The 24,035-nt window shown below is 35.8% G+C and carries 20 protein-coding genes; 3 read left to right on the plus strand and 17 right to left on the minus strand.

Annotation, left to right across the window (positions count from 1 at the left end; genetic code table 11):
* Positions 1-2 precede the first annotated feature (2 nt).
* From AC5YGG_RS03475 to kbl, 4 genes are all read right to left on the minus strand, one after another.
* Positions 3-731 carry an ABC transporter permease gene (locus AC5YGG_RS03475; RefSeq protein ID WP_496143042.1) on the minus strand — a complete coding sequence of 243 codons (729 nt, stop codon included), beginning with the start codon at positions 729-731 and terminating at the stop codon, positions 3-5.
* 46 nt (positions 732-777) lie between these two features.
* Positions 778-1,329 (minus strand): CopD family protein, encoded by a 552-nt coding sequence (locus AC5YGG_RS03480; protein ID WP_496143043.1) that lies wholly within the window; start codon positions 1,327-1,329, stop codon positions 778-780.
* 93 nt (positions 1,330-1,422) lie between these two features.
* Entirely contained in the window at positions 1,423-2,073 is a 651-nt protein-coding gene (locus tag AC5YGG_RS03485) for a hypothetical protein (protein WP_496143044.1), read from the minus strand.
* Between the two features lie 312 nt (positions 2,074-2,385).
* Complete coding sequence (gene kbl / locus AC5YGG_RS03490) at positions 2,386-3,582, minus strand: glycine C-acetyltransferase (RefSeq protein WP_496143046.1); 1,197 nt, start codon at positions 3,580-3,582, stop codon at positions 2,386-2,388.
* Positions 3,583-3,729: 147 nt separating this feature from the next.
* Here kbl and AC5YGG_RS03495 point away from each other — a divergent pair, with 147 nt between their 5' ends.
* A complete protein-coding gene (locus AC5YGG_RS03495; RefSeq protein ID WP_496143047.1) occupies positions 3,730-4,608 on the plus strand; it encodes a cupin-like domain-containing protein in 879 nt (292 codons plus the stop codon).
* Positions 4,609-4,624: 16 nt separating this feature from the next.
* Here AC5YGG_RS03495 and AC5YGG_RS03500 read toward each other — a convergent pair whose 3' ends face one another.
* From AC5YGG_RS03500 to AC5YGG_RS03515, 4 genes are all read right to left on the minus strand, one after another.
* Positions 4,625-6,565 (minus strand): M1 family metallopeptidase, encoded by a 1,941-nt coding sequence (locus tag AC5YGG_RS03500; RefSeq protein ID WP_496143049.1) that lies wholly within the window; start codon positions 6,563-6,565, stop codon positions 4,625-4,627.
* A gap of 84 nt (positions 6,566-6,649) precedes the next feature.
* Positions 6,650-8,119, minus strand: coding sequence for a D-alanyl-D-alanine carboxypeptidase/D-alanyl-D-alanine endopeptidase (gene dacB / locus AC5YGG_RS03505; RefSeq protein ID WP_496143050.1), 1,470 nt, complete (start codon positions 8,117-8,119; stop codon positions 6,650-6,652).
* A gap of 160 nt (positions 8,120-8,279) precedes the next feature.
* Positions 8,280-10,727 (minus strand): replication restart helicase PriA, encoded by a 2,448-nt coding sequence (gene priA, locus AC5YGG_RS03510; RefSeq protein ID WP_496143052.1) that lies wholly within the window; start codon positions 10,725-10,727, stop codon positions 8,280-8,282.
* A gap of 84 nt (positions 10,728-10,811) precedes the next feature.
* Positions 10,812-11,720, minus strand: a complete 909-nt coding sequence (locus AC5YGG_RS03515) for an AEC family transporter (protein WP_496143053.1) — start codon at positions 11,718-11,720, stop codon at positions 10,812-10,814.
* Between the two features lie 367 nt (positions 11,721-12,087).
* Between AC5YGG_RS03515 and AC5YGG_RS03520 the strand changes: the two genes are divergently transcribed.
* Positions 12,088-13,185, plus strand: a complete 1,098-nt coding sequence (locus tag AC5YGG_RS03520; RefSeq protein WP_496143054.1) for an alkene reductase — start codon at positions 12,088-12,090, stop codon at positions 13,183-13,185.
* 27 nt (positions 13,186-13,212) lie between these two features.
* Positions 13,213-13,977 (plus strand): DJ-1/PfpI/YhbO family deglycase/protease, encoded by a 765-nt coding sequence (locus AC5YGG_RS03525; RefSeq protein ID WP_496143055.1) that lies wholly within the window; start codon positions 13,213-13,215, stop codon positions 13,975-13,977.
* 186 nt (positions 13,978-14,163) lie between these two features.
* Here AC5YGG_RS03525 and AC5YGG_RS03530 read toward each other — a convergent pair whose 3' ends face one another.
* From AC5YGG_RS03530 to AC5YGG_RS03570, 9 genes are all read right to left on the minus strand, one after another.
* Positions 14,164-16,644 (minus strand): beta-mannosidase, encoded by a 2,481-nt coding sequence (locus tag AC5YGG_RS03530; RefSeq protein WP_496143056.1) that lies wholly within the window; start codon positions 16,642-16,644, stop codon positions 14,164-14,166.
* Positions 16,637-17,023, minus strand: a complete 387-nt coding sequence (locus AC5YGG_RS03535) for a GxxExxY protein (protein ID WP_496143057.1) — start codon at positions 17,021-17,023, stop codon at positions 16,637-16,639. Before AC5YGG_RS03535 ends, AC5YGG_RS03530 begins: the two co-directional genes overlap by 8 nt.
* Positions 17,024-18,094: 1,071 nt before the next feature.
* Positions 18,095-18,757, minus strand: coding sequence for a copper homeostasis protein CutC (locus AC5YGG_RS03540; protein ID WP_496143058.1), 663 nt, complete (start codon positions 18,755-18,757; stop codon positions 18,095-18,097).
* 13 nt (positions 18,758-18,770) lie between these two features.
* Positions 18,771-19,334: a hypothetical protein gene (locus AC5YGG_RS03545; RefSeq protein WP_496143060.1), complete on the minus strand. Its 564-nt coding sequence runs from the start codon at positions 19,332-19,334 to the stop codon at positions 18,771-18,773.
* A gap of 149 nt (positions 19,335-19,483) precedes the next feature.
* Positions 19,484-20,488 carry an isoaspartyl peptidase/L-asparaginase family protein gene (locus AC5YGG_RS03550; protein WP_496143062.1) on the minus strand — a complete coding sequence of 335 codons (1,005 nt, stop codon included), beginning with the start codon at positions 20,486-20,488 and terminating at the stop codon, positions 19,484-19,486.
* A gap of 98 nt (positions 20,489-20,586) precedes the next feature.
* A complete protein-coding gene (locus AC5YGG_RS03555) occupies positions 20,587-21,063 on the minus strand; it encodes a YeeE/YedE family protein (protein ID WP_496143063.1) in 477 nt (158 codons plus the stop codon).
* A 22-nt stretch (positions 21,064-21,085) separates the two neighbouring features.
* Complete coding sequence (locus tag AC5YGG_RS03560; protein ID WP_496143064.1) at positions 21,086-21,649, minus strand: YeeE/YedE family protein; 564 nt, start codon at positions 21,647-21,649, stop codon at positions 21,086-21,088.
* A gap of 11 nt (positions 21,650-21,660) precedes the next feature.
* Positions 21,661-23,076, minus strand: coding sequence for an MBL fold metallo-hydrolase (locus AC5YGG_RS03565; RefSeq protein WP_496143065.1), 1,416 nt, complete (start codon positions 23,074-23,076; stop codon positions 21,661-21,663).
* Positions 23,077-23,217: 141 nt separating this feature from the next.
* The gene (locus AC5YGG_RS03570) at positions 23,218-24,012 is read right to left on the minus strand and encodes a sulfite exporter TauE/SafE family protein (RefSeq protein ID WP_496143067.1); all 795 of its coding nucleotides are present in this window, start codon (positions 24,010-24,012) and stop codon (positions 23,218-23,220) included.
* Positions 24,013-24,035: the final 23 nt, after the last annotated feature.

Genomic DNA, 24,035 nt, shown 5'->3' on the forward strand with positions numbered 1-24,035 from the left:
TTCTACTTCTTTTTGTTAATAAAATGATTAGACAATACTAATGAAGCACCGATTACCAGAATAAAGTAAGCAACGTCTTTCAGATCTACAAGACCTCTTGTAAAGCCAAGGAAATGCTGATAGAAACCAATATTCTGAAGGATAAAATCTGCGCCTCCCAACAATTTATAGCTTGCCAGCTGCTCGATTCCGAAATACATGATAAAGCACATGAAAACACCTAACAAATAAGCCATAATCTGGTTCTGAGATAGTGAAGACGCTAAAATCCCCACTCCTGAAAACGCTGCGATTAAGATAATCAGCCCGATGTAACTTCCGAAAGTCATTCCCAAATCGATATTGCCAGCCGGAACTCCTAAAACATATACGGTATAAAGGTAAATAAGTGATGGGATAAGGCATAAAACACCTACGATCCATACGGAAAGGAATTTTCCTGCTACTAATTCAGAAACTTTTAACGGCTGTGAAAAAAGCCAGTTCAGCGTACCTGTTTGTTGTTCTTCAGCAAAAGTTTTCATGGAAAGAGCCGGAATGATAAACATCAACAGCCATGGAACCAATACAAAATAGCTTTGCAGCGATGCTGCCCCGATCTCAAAAATATTAGAATCGTTGTCGAAAAAGAACAGGAAAAGAGTTCCTATCAAACTGAAAGCGGCAATAATTACCCATGCACTCCAGTTTCCAAAGTAACTCCAAAGTTCTTTCTTTAAAATTGCAATCATAGTTTTTTAGTAAGATGTATAAAGAGTTTTTTCTGCTCTTCTACAATTATTTCTTTTTTTTATTCTTATTAACAAGTTTTACAGTCATCATGATCAGAAATACAAGAACGAAAAATCCTGAAATTAATTGCCACCAGTAATCAATTACCATAGATTTCAGTATCACGGTAAAGACTACCAGAAATAAAATGAAAGTAGCAATTTCGTTTGCCTGTCTCAGTTTTATATTGGCAATTCCCAAGGTATTTCCATTCAAAGCCTTTAATTGCAGGACTTTCTTCCAGCACCAGTAATGATAAATAGCAAGCCCGATCAGGAAAGTTAGTTTTAAATGAAACCAACCCATTTTCATCAATCCCGAATTTAAAATGATCATGACCAGCCCGCAAACTGCCATGATAACACCGGCTGGAACGGTGATAATATTCCACAGCCTTCTTGCCATGAATGTATATTGTTCCCTCAAAATTTTCTTCTTTTCTTCCGAAAACTCATCGGTATCTTTATAGTAAACGAAGATTCTTACGAGATAGAAAATTCCCGCAAAATAACTTACCATAAAAATAATGTGCAGCGCTTTGATGATGGTATACAGCATCCTAAAAATTTGTTTGCAAAGATAGTTTATTTCGTAAAAAAAGAGAATTTAATCTAAAATCTTTAGCTTAGAATCATAAAGTTTAAGGATATTTTAAAATTTGAAAATGAATTTCATATCAACATTAAAATTGAAACGCAGATTAGAGCCCTGCTGATTTAAATGATAGTCAAAAGGAAGACCGTCTCTAGGAGCATCTGCCTCTTCTTTTCCAGTCATATTGGTATAAGAAATATTCCTCTGTCTGATGCCAAAACCAATTTTAGGCATAAAGCCAAACCATGAAGACTCTTTATGAAGCAAAATACTGTAATTAATATTTAATCCATATTTGGTTCTTTTATAATCTGCTGAACTAAAAGAATAGTAAACATCATTTTCATCATAATATTTTCCTGAAATGTCTTTTCCTGTTTGATTTAAATAGAAAACTTCTGCTGATACAAAATGTTTTAATCTTGATTGTGGAGCCAGGCTGTAAAAAACTTCTGGTTTTATCTCAAAAACTCTGTTTTTCCCTTCAAAATCATCAATGCTTAGGGGAGTTATTTTACTGGTTCCGTATGCCAATTCGGTTCCCACCCACCATCTTTCATTTATTTTCCGCATATAGCCTATATTATAACGCTGGTCGCGAAAAGGGGCAAAAGCGCTTACGGTAACTATTGATTTATAATCATAAGATTGAGCATAAATCGTTTCAAAAAAGCTAAAAAAGATAGAAATAAGTAAATATTTTTTCACAAAACGGTTATTAGAATGAATGTTTCAAATATATTATATTATCATGTATTCAGCAATAATATTTTTTAACTGAATTTATTTAGTAACTAAAAATAAATTCCAATAACCACTTTATTAGTGAATTTTTTTTTTAATATCCTTAAATTTCTCATGATTTTCATACTACTTCCAATCCTCTGAATAATTTGACCTCGAGAAATTTAAAAGCCTTTTCTTTCTCCATGAAATTAATGAATATTTTTCATAAAAAAACAGGATTTCTGATATTCCAGAAACCCTGTTTTTTACTCTACAAACGTAGATTTTTTTATCTTAAGAAATAACGCCTAATTCTTTTCCTACTTTTTCAAAAGCAGCAATGGCTTTATCCAAATGCTCTTTCGTATGAGCAGCAGATAACTGAACTCTGATTCTTGCTTTTCCTTTTGGTACTACAGGATAGAAGAATCCAATTACATAGATTCCTTCGTCCATTAATTTTTCAGCCATTTTCTGAGAAAGTGGAGCATCATACAGCATTACAGGAACGATAGCAGCATCACCGTCAGGAATATCAAAACCTTTAGCTTTCATTTCTGTTCTGAAGTATTCTGCATTTTCCATTACTTTATCGCGTAATGTAGTATCGTCAGAAATCATATCCAAGACTTTCAGTGCAGCACCTACGATTCCAGGAGCCAGTGAATTGGAGAATAAGTAAGGACGAGAGCGTTGTCTCAGCATATCGATGATTTCTTTTTTACCGGAAGTAAAACCTCCTAAAGCACCCCCAAGAGCTTTTCCTAAAGTAGACGTGATAATATCTACTCTACCCATTACTTCATTGGCTTCGTGGGTTCCACGACCTGTTTTTCCGATGAAACCAGTCGCGTGAGAATCATCCACCATTACCAATGCATCATATTTATCTGCAAGGTCACAAACACCTTTAAGATCTGCAACGATACCATCCATTGAGAAAACTCCGTCCGTTACGATAATTTTGAAACGGTGGTTCTTTTCTGAAGCAGCGATCAATTGTGCTTCAAGATCAGCCATATCATTGTTTTTGTAACGGTATCTCGCCGCTTTACAAAGACGAACACCGTCAATGATAGAAGCATGGTTCAATTCATCTGAAATAATAGCATCTTCATCAGTGAATAACGGTTCAAAAACTCCACCGTTCGCATCAAAAGCAGCTGCGTAAAGAATAGTATCTTCAAGACCTAAGAATTCTGCAATTTTCTTCTCTAAATCTTTATGAATATCCTGCGTTCCACAGATGAAACGTACAGAAGACATTCCGTAACCATGAGACTGGATCATATCCTGAGAGGCTTTCATTACTTCCGGATGGTTTGATAATCCAAGGTAATTGTTAGCACAAAAGTTCAAAAGCTTTTTTCCGTTTGCTTCTATTTCAGCACTCTGCTGAGAGGTGATGATTCTTTCTCTTTTGTAAAGTCCGTCGTTCTCAATATTTTGAAGTTCGTTCTGTAAATGTTGAAGGTATTTTTCAGAAATCATTTTTAGTAATTTTTTAGATGTGCTAATTTACTAAAAAGGCAGTAAAATAAAACCTTTTATAAGCTTAATTCTAAAATTTCAGTTTTTAACACAATTAGTCTACTAATTTAGTAGGATAATATTTATATTTGTTTAAAATTTCAGAGCATGAAACTGATTCCGGTACAGAAAACAAATAACATCAATTCAAGAAGATTCCTCAATGATCATATGAAACCACGCATTCCTATTATTCTTGAGGATTTTGTAGATCCTGAAAGCCCTGCTTTTAAAAAATGGAACTTTGAATATTTTAAGGAAATTGCAGGGGACCAAAAGGTGAATATTTATGGGAATGAAATTGATTCGCTGAACAGAGTTGCCAGCCAGCCTATTGCGCAAAGTACATTCTCAGAATATCTGGACCTGATAGATTCTACTCCTACGGAACACCGCCTTTTTTTATTTAATTTATTAAGTATCAAACCAGAGCTTAAAGACGATCTTATTTATAACGATGTCACAAACGGGAAAATATTGAAATGGCTTCCTTTTATGTTTTTCGGAGGAGAGGGTTCAGCTACGCGAAATCATATTGATATTGATATGTCTCATGTTTTCATCACTCAGTTTCATGGAATTAAAAGGATCTGGCTTTTTCCCTGGGAACAATCTGACCTGATGTATAAATTACCTTACAATTTCCACAGCTTACCCAATATAAAAGACCCGGATTATAGATCGTATCCTGCTCTTCTTTATTTACAAGGATATGAAGCTATTCTTCAACCCGGTGAAACGTTATACATTCCATCCGGATGGTGGCATTATATACAATATGAAACCGGAGGATATTCTGTTTCTGTACGGGCACTTCCTTCTAGCTTTCTTGAAAAATGGCGGGGTTTCAAAAATCTGGTGGTGACAAGAAATTTTGACAATCTTATGAGGAATATCTTTAAAGAGAAATGGTTTAATTATAAGATAAAAAAAGCCAAAGAACGTGGAACAAAAGCAGCAAAAAAACAAAGAAGCTTTCAAATTTGAAAGCTTCTTTTATTATTTAATGTTTAATAAACTTAATATTTTTCTCTTTCACCGTGAAAACATATGTTCCTGGAATCAGGTCTGATATTCCTATTGCTTTTCCTGGTTCATAAACGGATGTCCTTATTAATCTTCCGTCTACCCCATGAATGGAATATTCTGTAGATTTATCAATTCCTTTAAGGTAAAGTTCATTCTTTGCAGGATTTGGATATAAGCCAAAATGGTCTTTCTCCACCGAAGAAATACTCAATGTATTATCCTGAACTACAGTAGAATTTTTATGCAATATCTGATAGTCATAATTAAACTGAATGCTTGAAACCGGAAAAGGAACTGTTTCAGAAAAGTATTGGTTGTTTGAAGTATTATTAAGCGCAAAATACGCTGTTTGTCCGCCTGTCCCGTTTACTTTAATAGGCAAAGGCATTTCAAAAAAGCTTACAGAAGGCATACTTTGGGTTTGGGAAATATTAAAAACCAGTTGATTTCCGGCTTGTTTCCATTTGATGGTATAGGTAGGATATCCTTCCCCATACAGCCAATCATTAAAAAATTCTGTAAAATCTTTTCCCGTAGACTGAAGCAAAGAGGCATTAAAATCAGAAGTTCTCACATAATTATAAGCCAAGTCAGGTTTTCCATGATAATCTTTAAGTGCCTGATAAAAAACATCATCGCCAAGTATCCATTTGATCATTCTTAATAGGTACCCGCCTTTTGCATAAGTAAGTCTGCTATCAAAAATCCGGTAAATATTATTAAGCCCTGAATCAGGAACATACGTTGTACCTCCTACACTACCCGTAATCATACTGATCTGTCCGGAAAGGTAATTCATGAACTCAGCATTATTCATAAGCAGTTTCTCATTGGCTACATGTTCTCCGAGAGTGGCAAATCCTTCGTTAAGCCAGATATCATTCCATGCTCCACACGTTACTTTATCTCCAAACCATTGATGTGCAAGTTCATGGGCGATAAGACTTTTTGCAAAACCTCCCATTGATGACATCGTTTGATGTTCCATTCCGCCACCGTTAAGGTATTCCATGTGCCCGTATTTTTCATCCCGGAACGGATATGGACCGAAATAGTTCTCAAAGACATTCATTATTTGTTTTGTCTGGTCGATATTGGACATTTTCACCGGATCAGCAGCCGTTGCCGGATAAACATAATTAACAAACGGGAACGGCGGATTTCCAATCACATCATTGATCTTCGTATAAGTTGTAATCCCCAACGCAATAAGGTAAGCAGGTGTAGGATACATTGTTCTCCAGAAAGTAAGTTTCTTTCCTGTTGCCGGAGTAATGGTTTCTGACATCAATCTACCATTTGCCGCAACATTATATTGTGAGGGAGTCGTAATCTTAAAATCAAATCTTTCAATTTTATCATTTAAACTTTGCTTGGTAGGAAACCAATCCTGAGCTCCATAAGGTTCATTTAAAGTTGAAAGTACCGGAGTACTCACTCCTGATCCCTGTGTTCCTGTTTTTACCGTACCATTTGCCGGATCAGGAGTACCTGAATAATGAATAGTAAGTGAATCCAGGGTATTGGCAGGAATAGCTACAGGAAAATCTATTTTAATCTCTTTGGTAGCAAGCTGTTGGAAAGGAATGCTGTTTCCATGATATTGCACCTGTGAAACCGTTAGTACATTGGTAAGATCAAAATAAATGCTGCCCATATTCTGATTAGGCTTAAAATGAGAAGTTACAGATCCTGAAATGCTGTTAACTGCCGGATCTAAGCTTACATCCATCCTTTGATAACGCAGATCATAATTCAGGGTATTAGGATTTACACTCCCTATTCCCATTCTATTGGCAAAGGACTTCATTTCTTTTTCTCTCAGCCCTTTCATTTCAATATTATAATCTGTTTTCTGACTATAGTACTGCTGGGCAATTAATACGCTTATTATGAGTAAGTAAATTTTTTTCATATACAGAAATATTGTATCATTCAAATATAAAAAAAACCTTTTAATCGTTGATTAAAAGGTTCTTATAATATATAAAATAAACATTTAAAGTTCCAGAGCGGGCTCCAGAATTTTTTCCATTCTTTTCTTTACCATATCCACAGATCCGGAATAATTATTAACCATCAGGGAGAAAACTAAAGTCTTCCCTGAGTTTGTTTTCAGATATCCTGCTAATGTTTTTACTTTATTCAGAGTTCCTGTTTTAGCAAAAATCTGTCCGTTTCCTTCCCCCAGAAACATTCTCTTCAACGTACCGGATTGTCCGCCAATCGGAAGAGAAGTTAAATAAGTTCTGTAATATTTTTCATCCATTAAAGAGGTTAAAAATTTCACCTGAGAAATAGGCGTTACATTATTACTTCTTGAAAGCCCGCTTCCATCGATATAATTAAGTCCAATCATATCAAAGCCCGCTTCTTTAAGATGTTCCGTAACCACACCTCTTCCCGTTTCCGAAGTCTGGTCACCTAATTTTTGAAACCCTACTGTTTTCAGTAAAGCTTCAGCCAATGAATTATCACTACGCTGATTAGTATAATATATGATATCACTCAACGTCGGGGATTTATAAGCTGAAATCATTTTTCTGCTTTCGGGAGCAGCATCTGTCATTTTAGGCGTTACTTTTCCTGTTACAGGAATTCCACTTTTTACCAGTGTAGTTCTGAAGCTGTTTGCCAAATAAGCAGGTGCATCAGGAAGTTTTGTTGTTAAAACACCGTCTCCATCATACTTTTCAGCATATACCATCTGATGGGCATAAGGTGAAACGTAGAAGAATTTCTTATCGGTAGAGAAGCTTCCTTTCTTTACGATCAGCTTTTCATTTGCCGGGTTTATTCCGCTGGTTGTACCTACAGGCAGATAGTAATTATTGTTTTCTAGCCATACAACATTTTCCGGAAGCATTGAAATATTGCCTTTGAAAAGCGCTGTCTGAATAATAATATCACCGTTTACCTTTCTGATTCCCTCGCGTGAAAGCCCTCCTATGAAATCTGAAATAATGTCTCTGTAAGACCACGCTCCTGCTTTGTTTGTTCCCAAAGACGGATCTCCGCTTCCTACAATATAAAGGTTACCATTTAAAGTACCATTTTCATCTACCGTCCCAGAATACTCCAATTGAGTCATCCAACGATAATTTTCTCCCAACAGATGCAATGCTGTTTCTGTTGTCAGCAATTTTGTGGTAGAAGCCGGAACTAATGGTGTGCTCTCATTGTATGAAGAAATCACCTTCTTTGTTTTCGGATCATACACTACGAATCCCCAGTTTGCATTTTTCAATACAGGGTCCGCCATCATTGTGTTTACATTAATGTCTACAAGTTCTTTAGCCGACAACATCGTTTTTTCCACCACCGAGCTTACGGGTGAAGGAAGGTTCAAACTGCTTTTCTGATTGTCGTAATTTTGAGAGTAAAGAACAGTAGAAACGGTAGATTGAGCCAGGAAAAGACCGGAAGCCAACACCGCTGCACTTGAAATATATTTTCTGAAATTTACCATCTATCCTTTTTTTGTTCTATAGTTGGAGCTAATAGAAAATGATAAGTTAAATCATTCAATAAAAGAGCCAAACACTTAATCAACGTCCAAAAGTAGAAATTATTGTCATACAACGGGCTACAGCCGTCTTATAAAAGAGGCTAAAGTTTGTTAAAAATTGTTAAAAATCAACAAAAACATCCTTTTTAATGCTTTGATAAGCAGTAATTTCATCAAATTCTTTCAAACTTATCAAAACCATTTGCTTGTACTTTTCATAGTTTTTTCCCCGGGGTAATTTGAGGAGAATCTGAAACTGATATAAATTATTAAGCCTTGCGATCTGAGCCCTTTCAGGTCCTAATACACAATCTTCAGGAAGATATTTTCTCAGGATAGAACCCAAAAACTGAGAAGCACGGTCTGCCTTATCATCTCTTCGGTGTTTCAGCTCAATCATAATGAGCTTAGTAAACGGCGGATAATGAAACTTCTGACGTTCTGTAAGGATATATTTATAGATCTTAGCAGGATTGTTCATCTTGATCAGCTGAAATACAGAATGATCAGGATTGTAGGTCTGAATCAGGATTTTTCCTTTTCCGGAAACCCTTCCTGCTCTTCCGGAAACCTGAGTTATCAATTGATAGGCACGTTCTTCTGCCCGGAAATCCTGTACATATAATAAGGAATCAGCTTTTGGAATAGCAACAAGTTCAATATGATCAAAATCCAGCCCTTTGGAAATCATCTGCGTTCCTACCACAATATCTGTTTCTCTGTCCTCAATCTTCTCATAAAGTTTTTCGTAAGCAAATTTCTTGCGCATAGAATCTACATCCATTCTATCTACCTCATTTTCAGGAAACAGTTTGGAAACTTCTTCGTGAATCTGCTCTACCCCAACTCCTCTTTCATTAAGGTTTTCAGAATTGCATTTCGGACAGGTTTTCGGTTTTGATGCTCTCTGACCGCAGTAATGGCATTTCATTTCATTGGCAGCCTTGTGATACGTCATTACAACATCGCAATTGGAGCAATAATTAACATAGCCACAAGTCTCACATTCCACAACATTGGCATAACCACGTCTGTTGTGAAGAACTATCGCCTGGTTTTTATCATCAATTGTTGTCTTTATTGCATCAATAAGTCTGGTTGAAAAGTTTCCTGATACATTTTTAGATTCCTGGGCTTCTTTGAAATTGATCAGTTCATATTCAGGTAAGCTTACCTTCCCGAATCTTTCTTCCAGGAAGATGTATTTCATTTTATCTTTTCTGGCGCGGTAATAGCTTTCAACAGAAGGGGTTGCAGATCCCAGAATCACTCCCGTCTTATACAGGTTCCCCAAAACCAAAGCCGCGTCTCTTGCATTGAAATAGGGAGAAACTTCTCTTGGTTTATAAGCGGAATCATGTTCTTCATCCACCACAATCAATCCTAAATTCTGATAAGGTAAAAACAAAGCATTTCGTGTTCCCACAAGGATACGAATATCATTTTGCTTAATTCTCCGCCACACTTCTACTCTTTCAAAATCCGTCAGTTTCTGATGATAAAAGCCTAGTTGCCTGCCATATTTTTTTTCAAGTCTCTGTGTAATTTGCTTGGTCAAAGAAATTTCAGGGAGCAAAAACAGAACATTTTTACCACTTCTCACACATTCATCAATCTTTTCTAAATAAATATGAGTTTTTCCTGATGATGTCACTCCGTGAAGCAGGACATTTTTTCCTTCTTCAAAAGCTTCATCTATTTCAGATTTTGCTGTTTTCTGTTCTTCCGAAAGTTCTTCAATGTCTTCAATTTCTCCCTCATAGCTATCGATCCTGTCTTTCTGCATGTAATATTCTTCCACCAGACCTTTGTCTGCCAATGCTTTGAAATGAGAACTTCCGAAATAACCATCTTCAAACAATTCTGCTTTTTTAATATGAAGATCAGGTCTTTCTGTCTGTTTTTCTAAAATAAAAAGAAAAAGATCTTTCTGCTTAGGAGCCTTATTAAGTTTTAAAAGAATTTCTGTAAGATTCTGATTCCCAAGAACCTCATCATTAATCTTTATATAGGCAACTTCTTTTGCTTTATATTTTTCAGCAATTTTCTCATCAATCTCTATATATTGCAGATCTATAAGGGAATTGATGGTTTTGATGATTTCCTTTTTGGGAATAAACGCTTCAATATCTGTAAGATTTACCAGCTGTCTTACTTCCAACGCCTGAACGAGATACATTTCATTGACATCGAGATTCTCGAAATCAACGACAACACCGGGTTTCAATTTCAGATAGGTTTCACTTTCCAGTTTTAAAGAGGAAGGAAAAGCCAGCCTGTAAATCTCCCCAAGATTGCACAAATAGTAATCGGAAAGCCAGTTCCAGAAACGGATCTGCTCTTCAGGAAGTATGGGTTTATCATCCAAAATACTGATTACGTCTTTCGCTACAAAGTTTTCCGGGGCATTATCATGAAGCTCAAAAACAATTCCTGTGTAAATCTTTTTACCTCCAAACGGTACCAAGACCCGCATTCCCAACTGAATCTGAGACATCAGTTCTTCCGGAACCTTGTATGTAAAGGAACCTTTTAAATTCAGTGGTAAAACAATTTGAGCGTATTGCAAGGGAAATATTTAAAGTGTAAAATTAGATTTTTCCTGAGAGAACTGCAACTTTTGAAGTATTTCAATACTCACTAAACCGAAAATTTAAAAGAAGAATTCTGTGATCTCATACCACATTGCCGATGTAAAAAATCCTACAATGATACTGACTCCGATGATAAGATTGGTCAGTTTTGTATTGAGCCTGAATTGTTCTGCAATAATGCTTGAAGTAACCAGTGTTGGCATGGCGGCTTCAAATACAGTGATTTTTGCAACATCTCCTTTGATTCCCAATAATAAAGCCATTCCTAAAACAATTGCCGGCGCAAGAATCAGTTTATAAAGCATGGAAGCAGACATCTGAGGAATCAATTTCTTCCAGCCATTAAATTTTAATTGTAACCCTACTGAGAACAAAGCTAAAGGACTCACCGTAGCAGCCAATTTATCAAAAAATGGTTCTGCGGCGGTAAAATCGATGAATTGTGATAATACTAAAGCTGAAATACAGCCTATCAATGGTGGAAATGTGATAAGACGTTTTAAAATGAATACTGCACTTACTTTTCCTGACTTACTTCCTCCTTTTACAGCTGCGATAATTCCTAATGTTGAAAGGGCAAAGAACATGGTCTGATCACAGATAATGGCAATACTTAGCAACCCTTCTCCATAAAAAGCACTAATCAGCGGAAATCCTATGAAAGAGGTATTACTGTAACCGCTTGCCAATTCCAAAGTACTTCTTGACCGCCTTGAATAGCCACGATTTTTACTGTAAAACATCATATAAATGAAGCAGAATACAGAGACCAGAAATGTTGCGGCAATCGGGAAAAGCATTTCCGTTGTCCATTGTACTTTTGGCAGATATTTAAATGAAACTGCCGGCAGAGCAAGATAAAGAATCCAGGTATTAATACCCTTGTGGGCATCCGGGTGGATAGATTTTGTTGCTTTGAATATCATTCCTGCAATAATGCACACTGCAATCAGAACAAAATTTACCATAACTGTAAAGAAATAATGTAGCGCAAAGTTACGGCTGATTTTTGAGGTAAGAATGGAAAAATGTCTTTTTTTGACCTTCCGCTTCATTCATCATACGAATTCTATCGAAAATGAAAACCTGCTTCACAAAAAATAGAGCAAATGAAATTTCATACCTAACATTAAACAAAACATATTATTTTTATTATAGTTAAATATTATTTATATAATTTTTATAATAACTAAATATGATAGAAATTTGTACCATCAATTATAAACAAAGTATTTAACGAAAAAATAACAAATACAGTTAAGTTAATTATTATAATTTCTAAAGTTATATATTTACAATCATCAATCATATTATTAATACTTAAAATGAACAGTTATGAATATTAATATTTTTAAAGAAGCAATATTAGGTTCTTTACAACTTAAAAACAGAATTGCAATGGCTCCAATGACCAGAGCAAGAAACGAGGATGGAATTCCAAAGGATTTCAATGCTGAATATTATGCCCAACGTGCAGATACAGGGCTGATCATTACTGAGGGAACAGCTATTTCTCCAACTTCAAAAGGTGTACTGCATATTCCAGGGTTATATACGCCTGAGCAGACTGAAGGCTGGAAACTGGTAACGGATGCTGTTCACAAAAAAGGAAGTAAAATATTCACTCAATTATGGCACGTAGGACGTGTTTCCCACGTTACCAATCAACCTGACGGACAGGCTCCGGTGTCTTCCTCTGATATTCAGGCAGGAGAAACGCATGCATGGGGTTATGATGAAAACGGAAAGGAAGGTTTTGTAATCAACTCAAAACCAAGAGCTCTTGAAACCGATGAAGTAAAACAGGTGATCCGGGACTTTACCCTTGCTGCTGAAAATGCAATAAAGGCAGGTTTTGACGGCATAGAGCTTCATGGGGCAAATGGCTATCTTATTGAACAGTTTCTTAATCCTTTTGTGAATAACAGAACTGATGAATATGGAGGAAGCATGGAAAACCGTTCCCGTTTTTTATTGGAAATCGTAGATTCTGTAATTGCAGCAATCGGAGCCGATAAAGTAGCAATCCGATTAACTCCTTATGGTGGTCTGTATGAAATGCCTCATTATGACGAGATTGAAGCTACTTATGAATATCTGGCTAAAGAACTTTCTAAAAGAAAAATCGTTTATATCCACATTATGGATCAGAAATCGAGAGGAAGTTTTGCTTTGCCTGAGGATTTCATGAAACGTTTTCGTACCTGGTATGACGGAATTATCATTCTTGCCGGCGGGATGGATAAGGAAAGATCTGAAAAACTGATCAATGAAGGAATTATTGATATTGCAGCCTTTGGGGAAGCATTTATTTCGAATCCGGATCTTGTAAGCCGTCTTGAAAACGACTTTCCTTTAACTCCTCCTAAAAGAGAACTTCACTACGGATTAACGATGAAGGGTTACCTTGACTGGGAGGTTTATCAAAAATAATCAAATTAACATTTTACATTATTAAAAATGGAAACAAATACAAATGCTCAAAACGGAGCAACAGCAAAAACTGGTGTGAATCAATTAGAAATATTAAGTAAGCTGTCATCACAAACTGCTGTGGGAAGTTTTCCTTTGGCTCAGTTCCTGAATGCACCCGGCAACGAAAAAGTGAAAGATTTCTTCTTTACTCCTGTTACTGAAAAGACTCTGGCAGGAAAAAGAATTGCCATCATTTCATCAGATGGTTTTGAAGAAATTGAATTAACAGGTCCGGCTTGGTATTTCCGTGAATTGGGCGCTCAGGTAGATATCGTAGCTCCTAAATACAAACCTGTGCCTGCTAATTTTGGACTGAGCATGCCTGAAGAGATGTCGAAAACTCATATTATGGCAATACAATATTTATTGCCTGTGGGCTGGATTAAAGTAGATCATACGGTAGATAAGATCAGTGCAGATGATTATGATGCAATCTTCATCCCTGGTGGAGCATGGAATCCGGATAACCTGCGTCATGATCCTGAAGTAGTACAGTTTGTGAAAGATTTCAGTGCAACAGGAAAACTGGTTGCGGCGATTTGTCATGCTACAGTAGTATTAATCAATGCAGAGATCATTAAAGGTAAAAAATTAACCGGATACTGGAATATTCAGATCGATCTAAAAAACGCTGGTGGAATTGTATCTGATGTACCTGTTGTAGTAGATGGTAATCTTGTTACCAGCAGACACCCTATTGATATTGCAGATTTCTCAAAAGCCGTAGAAAACTGGCTGATTGAGAACTAAGAAATTGTATTAAATACTGTTTAAATTTTCTATACTATTGACGAAAGCTGCCTTTAGGGGCAGCTTTTTTACTATTGTTTCTGTTTGCAAAAAAAACTAGGTTTTGGAAACCTATAAGGTTTGATTTAAAGACAATATAACAAAGTTGTCAATTTTTGGTAATTCAACTCATATTATGTATAAGCTCTAATTTTTCAATGTATCAAATAAGCTCATCACTTCAACTTTTTCCAGGGCTTTAGAAAATGTAATTTTCTTTGAGGTTTTTGGCAACAGATCAAAAAAGTTATCACTGAAATGCGCATCTCCCATCAGATAAACATCTTTTGCTAAAACATCAGTTGATATTTCAATTTCAGTCGGTGATATTTTTTTTATTATGATATTGGGCTTTTGTAGTTGTAAGTCCTTAGGCTTTACTAAAAAGAAAAGTTTATCTACTCTTTCTCCGCCATAGTCAGAAGTGATTTTTAATACGGTTTTAGAAAAATCAACCTTTGGTAAATCTGTTTTTTTAATACTGAAAATCTTATCACTTACATCGGCTTTAATCAATTGAGTACTATTTGATTTCCAGAGTTGTTTTCCATCAAAATCAATAAGTTCAAATTTTGTATCTGCATTTATTTCTTTCAGCAAATCACTTATGAAGTAAATATCATAAGCTTTATCTGTCTCAGCAACGGAAACCAGTACAGGTTCAAAACTTCTTTTTGCCTGATAGTGAAACGCCTTCCAATTTCCAAGATAATCAATAGAAGACCATGAAACTACGGGCCAGCAATCATTAAGCTGCCAGTATAAGGTTCCCATATTATAAGGTTTCGCGCGGCGGTGGGCTTCAATCGCGATCTGCATTCCTCTTGCCTGTAACAATTGGGAAATGTAATTGTATTTCACAAAGCCTGTAGGAATCGGATAATCACGTTTCATATATTCATTGATAATATCCCAACCTCTGGCATGCTTTTCATGTGCTTTGATCGTTGGATTTTGCAAATCCAAATCTGAAACTCCTGAAAACATTGATTTTGTAGTGGCTAAAGTTGGCATCCCCTGAAAACCGTATTCAGACATGAAACGTCCTACTTTTTCGTCATAAATCTCAAAAGGCTGTTCTCCCCACCAAACTCCCCAATAATGAGAATCTCCTTCTGTAAGGCTTTCTTTGTGTCCCCATCCTATTGACGGTGAACTTTCCCAATAAATATTTTTTTCCGGTGCCAGGTTTTCTTTTAATGTTTCAGGAATTACTTCATGAAAAAGCTTTTTATAGTCTCTCCAGACTTGTAAGGAATCTTCTTTTGAATATTTAAACTGTTTCTGATATCCCCAATTAACAATAGCTTCGTCTATTTCATTGTTTCCACACCATAAAGCTATGGAAGGATGGTTCTGAAGCCTATTGACCTGATCTTTTACTTCTTCTTTTACGTTATTCAAAAAGTCATTATCAGCGGGGTAAAAACTTCCTGCAAACATAAAATCCTGCCACACCAGAATTCCGTTTTCATCACAAGCTTTATAGAATTCTTCGTCTTCATAGATGCCACCGCCCCAGATTCTGATCATGTTCATATTAGCATCTTTTGCTGCTTTAATCAGTTTCTGGTATTTTTCCTTGGTAATTCTTGGAGAAAAGCTGTCCGCCGGAATCCAGTTTGTTCCTTTGATATATAAAGGGTTTCCGTTGACCTTAAAATAAAAAGATTTCCCTTTCTCATCTTTTTCTTGAATAAGCTCAACATTTTTTAAGCCATAGGAAACACTTGTATCGCGAATAACCATCCCATGTTTGGTATATAGCGTAATTCTGGTTGTGTACTGATCCGGTTTTCCTCTTCCATTAGGCTGCCATATCTTTGGATTTTTAATTTCGTAAGGTAACTGAATGGTATTCATCCCCTTTTTAAGGTGAAAACGACGTTGTCCTCTGTTAAAATTAAACCAGCTGTAATATTCTCCTTCTTCTTCAGCATAAACATTCATATTAAAAGAAACCTCAGCTAAAGTATCTGTCAATGATTTCTGCTGAACCTGAATAGTATTAATTTTTGCTTTTTGCCAAAACTCAATTTTTACATCTTTCCAGATTCCTGCTGTTACCAATCTCGGACCCCAATCCCAGCCAAACTGATACTGTGCTTTTCTTACAAAGCTTCTCGGTGATTCCGGCATGGTAAACGGTACTTTCTTTGCCAGCTCTTTTCCTGTATTAACAGCAGATTTAAACTTAACCTGCAACAGATTACTTCCCAGTTTTATATATTCTTTCGCAGGAATCTCCCATTTTCTGAACATATTATCTGTCTTCTTCAACAGTTTGCCATTAAGATAAATTTCTGAAAATGTATCTAATCCATTAAAGACAAGGTCAATATTATTATAGGCAAATTCTCTTGAGGAGATCTCAAAAGTGGTTTGATAATCCCAATCTTCATTTTCTACCCATTGTACTTTTTTCTCATTTTCATCCTTAAAAGGATCAGGGATAAGTTTATTGGTCATCAGATCAAGATGAACGGTCCCAGGAACTTTTGCCGGCAGCCAGTTTTGATCTTTTGAGTTTTTAAACTGCCAATTGGACGGAGATAAGCTTCTTTCTAAAAATTGTGCAGAGAGTATACCCTGAAGAAAAAGGAAGCAAAAAAGGAAAGTTTTATTCATCAATAAGTTTATTTACAATTCTATGGATTCCGTATTTAATAAGTTCGCTATTGAAGTTAATCAAAAGCCCTAGCTTTATATTGCTTTGTTTTAAATAAGTCAGTAATTGTGCATGAAATACAGGGTGTAATTCTAATACAGATTTTACTTCAACAATTACTTTATTTTCTACAATAAGATCAACTTTATATGCATTTTCTATTGAGATATTCTTATACTTTAGAGGTAAAGATACCTGTTGCTTTACTTCAAGCCCCTGCATTCTCATTTCATAAACTAAGGCAGTTTCATAAGTATGTTCCAATAATCCTACTCCTAAGTTTTTATGTACTTCCAAAGCAGATCCTATTATTTTGTAGGATAATTCATTTTCTGTCATTTGTGTGTTTTATTTTTATTTTAAATACTAGTTGTCTTTACGATTTCTATTATTCTTCTAGTTTTTTTATTAATTCATTTTGATTAGTTTTTATTTAAACGCAAAGGTTTTATCTCATTGTTTCTTATTTTAAGGGAGCTAAGACGTAATCGATCAATATCGATTTTGATGAAGCGTACTTTATACTATCGCTTAATCAGCGGCTTTGCCGCATTACTTTGCTTGCTTAAATATTATATTTAGAAAATAAAAACCTTTGCGTTTTTTATTAAATGCGATTAGTTTTATTTAAACGCAAAGTTTTTTATCTCATTGTTTCTTATTTTAAGGGAGCTAAGACATAATCGATCAATATCGATTTTGATGAAGCGTACTTTATACTATCGCTTAATCAGCGACTTCGCTGCGTTACTTTGCTTGCTTAAATACTACATTTAGAAAATAAAAAATTGCGTATTTTTATTAATTCAATGCGATTAGTTCTTATTTAAACGCAAAGCTTTTATCTCATTGTTTCTTATTTTAAGGGAGCTAAGACATAATCGATCTAAAATCGATTTTGATGAAGCGTACTTTATACTATCGCTTAATCAGCGGCTTTGCCGCATTACTTTGCTTACTTAAATACTACATTTAGAAAATAAAAAATTGCGTATTTTTATTAATTCAATGCGATTAGTTCTTATTTAAACGCAAAGCTTTTATCTCATTGTTTCTTATTTTAAGGGAGCTAAGACATAATCGATCTAAAATCGATTTTGATGAAGCGTACTTTATACTATCGCTTAATCAGCGGCTTTGCCGCATTACTTTGCTTACTTAAATACTACATTAAAAAAATAAAAACTTTGCGTTTTTTATTAATTAAATGCGATTACTTTTTATTTAAACGTAAAGTTTTTTATCTCATTGTTTCTTATTTTAAGGGAGCTAAGAGGTAATCGATCCAAAATTGATTTTGATGAAGCGTACTTTATACTATCGCTTAATCAGCGGCTTCGCCGCGTTACTTTGCTTGCTTAAATACTACATTTAGAAAATAAAAACTTTGCGTTTAAAATAATTCTAATATTATTTATCCTTCAAAGCAACTACCTCATCAGGATTGGCAAAAGCACTACCATCTGTAATAGCTGAAGAATGAAAATATCCGGCTTTTGTAAAGCTTCTTATTTCTTCAATATTCGAAGAACGAAGCCCTCCGCCTACTAGAATTTCGATTCTTCCGTCAGAAAGATGAACCAGTTTTTGTAGGTTTTCTTTTCCTTCAGAGACATTCGGTTTCTGTCCGGAAGTAAGAATGGTTGTAAAACCACACTCAATCACTTTTTCCAGAGAGTCTTCCAGATCTGCTGCCCTGTCGAATGCGCGATGAAAAGTGCAAGAAAGTGGCAAGGCAAGATTTACTAAAGCTTTATTTTGCTCTACATTCACCTTATCATTTTCATCAAGAATGCCGAATACAAAACCGTCAACATTTAATGTCTTTAGTGCTGCTAAATCCGTTTTCATCTGTTCAAATTCAGCATCCGAGTAAGTAAAGTCTCCACCTCTTGGGCGGATCATCACATAAATTGGAATATTTATTTTTTCTCTAAGCTCTTTTGTAGTTTCAAAATCGGGAGTTGTTCCTCCTTCGCTTAGCCCGGCACACAGTTCTATTCTGTCAGCTCCATTTTCAAAAGCTATCAATGCTGATTCGGGATTAAAGCATGCTATTTCTATTTTTGACATGTAACCTTATATTTTAATTAAATTCAGGAACATCCTGTAATACATCTGCAATTAAAAATGAACCATTTTCTTTGATCACCTTTATTTTAATAGGATATACTTCTTTCATTGATTTATCGGTAAGAACAACATCAAACAGATAACTGTTTTCATTTTCAGAAATCAGCTGACATTTTGTAGTTTCTATTTTATCCCAATCCTGACCTGAAATTAGGAATCCAACGCCAACCCCTGCTTTTTTAGTATCAAATTTCCCTTTCCATTTATCATTAAATTCTTTCTCGGTAAGACTTCCATCCACATCCATATCAACATTCATAGCATCACCTTTGTAGTCGTAATAGTCGTTGGTTGTCATTTTCTGCATATTCTTATCCAATTTGGAAAGATCTGAATTAAAGTAGTCTTCTATGCTCTTTTCCAGCCATTTTTTCGCTTCTTCGGATTCATTAACCTCAGGTTTTATTTCCTGTGCTATTTTTTCTGTCTGTTGGGGTTCAGGTTGTACTCCGGCATCTTTTTTCTCTTCTTTACATCCTATTATTACAAACAGGGAAGCGATAATCGTTCTTTTCATATTTTGTATTAAATATTTCTTATTTTTTACCAAGAATTCAAAGATTAAATTCTACGTTTTCATTCTATGTGGTGAAATTATTTTTAACCATATAGGTTTTAATGAACAGTAAAATTATCTGTGAACTCCTGACGATAAAAATCTGTATGTTATTTTATTGCAAATTCAGGTGTTTCGAGACGGTTTCCTTTCTGATCGTATACCGCAAAGTTAAATCCATCCTGAATACAGTAAGAGCCATATTCTCCTTTTTTATTAATAGCAATAAAACCTACCTGTATATCTTTCAGATTTTTGTTTCTTCTCTGGTTGATCTTTACAATCCTTTCCACCGCTTCTTTACAGGCTTCCTGAGGATTTCTTCCCTGTCTCATCAGTTCCACAACAAGATGCGTTCCTACAGTTCTTATGACTTCTTCACCATGTCCGGTTGCCGTTGCCGCTCCCACTTCATTATCTACAAACAGCCCTGCGCCGATAATTGGAGAATCACCTACTCTGCCATGCATTTTAAAAGCCATTCCGCTGGTTGTGCATGCTCCGGAAAGATTACCCTGAGCGTCTAAAGCAATCATTCCAATGGTATCATGGTTTTCAATATTGGCAATAGGTTTATATTGACTGGTTTTCAGCCATTCTTTCCATTCTTTTTCTGATTCAGGGGTGAGAAGATTTTCTTTTTTAAAGCCTTGTGAAAGGGCAAATTGCAGCGCTCCGTCTCCTACCAACATTACGTGAGGTGTTTTTTCCATAACTGCTCTTGCCACAGAGATCGGATTTTTTATATGTTCCAGACACGCTACTGAACCGATATTGTAATTATCATCCATAATGCAGGCATCCAGCGTTACCCTTCCGTCCCTGTCCGGTCTACCTCCATAACCTACACTTCTTTCTTTTGGATCCAGCTCTACGAGACGAACTCCTTTTTCCACGGCATCCAGTGCTTTTCCTCCCTTTCCAAGGATGGTCCAGGCTTCTTCATTAGCTTTTAATCCGAAATTCCAGGTTGAAAGAACGATAGGCTTATTGGTAACTTTATGATTAAGATTATTTTGGGAAAGATCATTTGCCATTATTTCTAACGGATTTACAGCAAGTGCGGCTGTTGCTATTCCCAATTTTTTGATAAAACTTCTTCGGTTATTGTTCATTGTATCTCAAAATTATAATACTCAACAAATCTAAAAAAAACTTCCATGAAATCCTCAAGCCTGTTAAATTAATATATGTTTACTATTATCTGCTTGGATCAATGCGGTAATTGATCCCTGAAATATCCATACATCCAAGTTCCGGCAAGGGCACTCAGAAGTGTAACAGACACCGCTAAGGCTCCGGTTCCGATCTGAGCAAAAAGAGGACCGGGACAGGCTCCGGTAATCGCCCAACCAAAACCGAATATCAATCCGCCATAAATCTGTCCTTTATTGAATTTTTTAGGAGCAAATGTAATGGGATCACCGGAAATTGTTTTTATATTGAACTTCTTGATCAGCCATACTGAAGCTGCTCCCACAAGCACCGCACTTCCGATGATTCCGTACATATGGAAAGACTGAAAGCGAAACATTTCCTGTATTCTGAACCAGCTGATGACTTCTGCTTTCACGAAAATAATTCCAAATATAATTCCTGCGGCAAGATATTTCAGATTGTTATACCATTTCTGGTTTGTATTTTCTTCATTATAAACGGTATATTCACAATGGTTTTGTTCTTTTATCATTTAGTTTGATTTTAAAATTAGATTATAGCGAAAGAATAATAGGCAGAATAAAGTTTGCCATTACAAATCCTCCGATCAAAAAACAGATGGTAGCTATTAAAGATGGTAACTGCAGATTGGAAAGTCCCATGATGGCATGTCCGCTGGTACATCCACCGGCATATCGTGTTCCGAATCCTACCAAAAATCCACCTACCACCATCATGATGAACCCTCTGAGTGTAAATAAACTTTCAAAATTCATAAGCTGGGTGGGAACAAGGTTGGTATAATCTGTAATTCCATAACCTGCCAGTTCTGCTTTAAGGGTTGGATTTACTGTAATTTCGGATGGATTAAGCATAAAATTAGCGGTGATCATTCCTCCGAAGAAAATTCCGAGTACAAAGAACAGATTCCAGGATTCTTTTTTCCAATCGTATTTAAAGAAATTAATATTAGCGGGAACACATGCAGCGCACATATGTCTTAATGAGGAACTGATTCCAAAGTGTTTATTTCCTAAAATTAATAAGGCTGGCACAGTAAGCCCAATCAACGGACCCGCAATATACCATGCCCAGGGTTCTTTTATCATTTCTAACATATATTTATTTTTTAATTATTTAAAATTTTAGTCTGACATACAAAGTCACTTTTCGGAATAGCTGTAAAAGCAATAGCTTTAAACCCTCCTTCAATTTCTGTAAAATTTCTGTATCCTCGTGCCTGAAGAATTGCGGCTGCCATCATGCTTCGGTAACCTCCGGCACAATGAAGATAAAAATGTTCTTCGGGCTGTAAGGAATGAATCCATTCATTAATATAAGCTAAAGGCTTACTGTAAGCACCGTTTACATGTTCTGCGGCATACTCGCTTTCTTTTCTTACATCTATAATTTTAGGGTCTTTATCTTTTATTTCGTTCTCAAATTGTTCAGCAGAAATACGGTTAACAGCATCTACTTCTTTACCACTGTTCTTCCATGCATTAAAACCTCCTTTTAAAAATCCTAAAACATGATCAAACCCTACTCTGCTTAATCTGGTCACGGCTTCTTCTTCATCACCGGGTTCAGTCACCAGAAGAATGGGCTGATTTACTTCTGCAATAAGAGCGCCTACCCAGGGAGCAAAATCACCATTTAAACCAATATTAACAGATTGCGGAATAAAGCCTTTAGCAAAACCGGCATTGTTTCTTACATCTAAGATCAAAGCTCCCGAAGCTTCCGCTATTTCCTCAAATTGTTCCGGAACCAGAGCCTGCATTCCGTTTGAAAGTACCTCATCAAAGCTATGATATCCATTTTTATTCATCATTACATTCATCCCGAAATAAGCCGGCGGAGGCAAAAGTCCGTCTGTGACTTCTTTAATGAAACTTTCTTTATCTTTTTGATTTAAAGCATAATTGGTTTTCTTCTGGTTTCCAAGGGTATCAACGGTTTCTTTCTGCATATTTTTGCCACATGCTGAGCCGGCACCATGAGCGGGATATACTGTAATTTCATCATTTAAAGGTAAAATTTTATGATATAAACTGTCATATAATAATCCGGCAAGCTCTTCCTGTGTCATATCTGCTGCTTTCTGAGCCAGATCCGGACGTCCTACATCTCCAAGAAACAAAGTATCTCCACTGAACAATGCGGTTTCAGTTCCATTTTCGTCAATCAAAAGGTAAGACGAGCTTTCCAATGTGTGCCCCGGGGTATGAAGAACTTTAATCTGAATATTTCCTATCCTGAATATCTGATTATCTTTTGCAATAATGGCTTCAAATTCCGGATTTGCTGTAGGACCGTATACAATTGGCGCTTTCGTTTTTTTGCTTAAATCCATGTGTCCGCTGACGAAGTCTGCATGAAAGTGAGTTTCAAAAATGTATTTTAATGAGGCTCCATCTTTTTCCAGTCTTTCAATATAAGGCTTTGTTTCTCTTAAGGGATCAATGATTGCTGCTTCACCACCTGAAGTGATATAGTATGCTCCCTGAGCCAGACATCCTGTATAAATCTGTTCTATTTTCATTGTATCTATTTTTTGATTTTGTTTGCTGATACAAATCTCCGGTTTGCTTTTTTTCTCTACAGTTACTTTTGTTACATAGCAGTATTTTGAAACTGATATTTTTGTGAAAAGTTCACAGAAGATCAACAACACAGATTTTCCTTACAGAAATATTTCCCGGGTGATAATGTAAATTCCCATTATCAGAACAAACCATCCAAAGGCAGGTTTCAGTTTTTTGCCGTCAATTTTTTTTGATAAATGTGATCCGATAATAATTCCGGCGATAGCAATTGCCGCAACGGAAAGGAGCATTGTCCATTCTATATTCACATTAGTCATAGATGATGAAAACCCAATTAAAGAATTTAAAGCAATAATGACCAATGATGTTCCTATTGCTGTTTTCATCGGCAATTTCAATAGATTGACCAACGCAGGAATAATCATAAATCCCCCTCCGGCACCTACCAGCCCTGTTAAAATTCCAACAATTGTTCCTTGTCCCACAGCTAATGCAATATTACTTTGGTTTGAGTTCTTTTCTGAAATGCCCTTTGATGTATTGCTTCTGATCATTTTATAAGAAGCAAAGATCATTAAGATGGCAAATACCAATAGTAAAAAAATGTTTTTAGTGATTGTAATACCTTTTACAGTAAGCAGTTCGTCGGGGATTAATGGCAGCAGATAGGTTCTTGTTAAAAAGATAGAAATAATCGAGGGCACACCAAAGATCAATGCTATTTTGAAATTAACCCATCCATTTTTAAAGTAAGATACTGATCCTACCGTACTGCTTACGCCTACAATAAATAGTGAATATTCTATTGCAAGAAAGACATCCATCCCAAAGAGATACACCAATACCGGAACGGTAAGAATACTTCCGCCACCTCCGATCAATCCCAGAGAAATACCAATTAAAACAGATGCTGTATATCCTATAATTTCCATTTTTTTATTCAATAATTCTAATT

The sequence above is a fragment of the Chryseobacterium sp. CS2K3 genome (genome assembly GCF_059515185.1).